The 1,104-nt window shown below is 74.8% G+C and carries 2 protein-coding genes; both read right to left on the reverse strand.

Features of this window, described 5'->3' with window-relative positions; genetic code table 11:
• Positions 1-63 precede the first annotated feature (63 nt).
• Positions 64-678: an Rv3235 family protein gene (locus ACFQ36_RS22860; RefSeq protein ID WP_377017884.1), complete on the reverse strand. Its 615-nt coding sequence runs from the start codon at positions 676-678 to the stop codon at positions 64-66.
• Positions 679-714: 36 nt separating this feature from the next.
• On the reverse strand, positions 715-1,104 hold a 390-nt coding region (locus tag ACFQ36_RS22865), incomplete at its 5' end, for a LysM peptidoglycan-binding domain-containing protein (protein WP_377017886.1).

The raw sequence follows: 1,104 nt of genomic DNA on the forward strand, positions 1-1,104 counted from the left end.
GGGAACCGCCCCGGCCGGCCCCAGCCCAACCGCGCCGCCCGGCGCCGCCGCAAGTAGCCGCGGTTAGCCTATTTCCAGGGCGGTGACCTTCCAGAGTCCGCGCCGGCGCTCCAGGCGGAGGGCGACGGCGCGGGCCCGGTGCGGTTCCACGACCACCAGCGATGCTTCGTAGGCCTCGGCGGCAACCCGGCAGAGCCTGGCAGAGCGCACGACGGCGCTGGGCAGCGGCCGGCGGCCGGTCCTGCCCGGTGCCTGCCGGATCCTGTGCTCCCGGGCGAGTGCCGCCCGGCGGACGAGCTTGTCATAGCAGTCCGGGTCCAGCCAGCGCGCCAACTGCTGGACCGGACGGGTGCCGCCGATGGCCTCCATGCAGGCCTGGGCGATGGATCGTGCCGTTCCGGTGACCTGGCGCAGTTCCTCGGCGCCGTCACACCCGGTGGGAACGGAAGACGCAGGAGGACCGGCCGGTGCGGGAACCGTTGCGGCGGGTTCGGCCCCGGCCTGCGGGCGGAGCCTGATGACCGGAGCGAAGTAGCTGTCCGGTTCGGCCGGGCGGACCGGACGGACGGTGAGGGGCCGGGGCGCCCCGCTGGCCGGGGCCAGTGCCTGCAGCTGCTCCCGCATCACGGGCTGCCCCGAGTGCGCGGCAGCGGGGTCCAACCGGCGTGCATCGCTCATGGTCGTTCCTCTCTACCTGTCTACCTGGCCGGGTGCTCAGCGGCCGGACGGCGGGGTCAGAATCTGGCCCGGAACCAACAGTGCCGGATCGGCCCCGATCACGGCCCGGTTCGCGGCATACCAGCGCGGCCAGTGCGCGGCGATTTCGGCATCCGTGGCCAGGCTGCCCAGATCCCGGGCAGCGATATCCCAGAGCGTGTCCCCGGCCCTGACCGTTACCGTGCCGGGCTCGGACTGCCTGTCCGGTGTCCGGCCGGAGACCAGGCCGGGGGAGGGCGGCGGAGCTGCAGGCTGCCACGATGGATCCACCGCCGCCTGCCCGCCGGCGCTGCGGCCCGGGACCGGGATCGTGAAGTACGGGTCGACCGGCGATCCGTTCCGGGCCGGGGCGACGGCGCCGGGGGCCGTCCCGCCTTCCGGGGCCTG

This window comes from Arthrobacter sp. GCM10027362, assembly GCF_042679445.1.
Taxonomy (GTDB): domain Bacteria; phylum Actinomycetota; class Actinomycetes; order Actinomycetales; family Micrococcaceae; genus Crystallibacter.

Coding starts and splice junctions, on each gene's coding strand:
- ACFQ36_RS22860 (WP_377017884.1), bottom strand. CDS start 678: ATGAGCGATGCACGCCGGTTGGACCCCGCTGCCGCGCACTCGGGGCAG.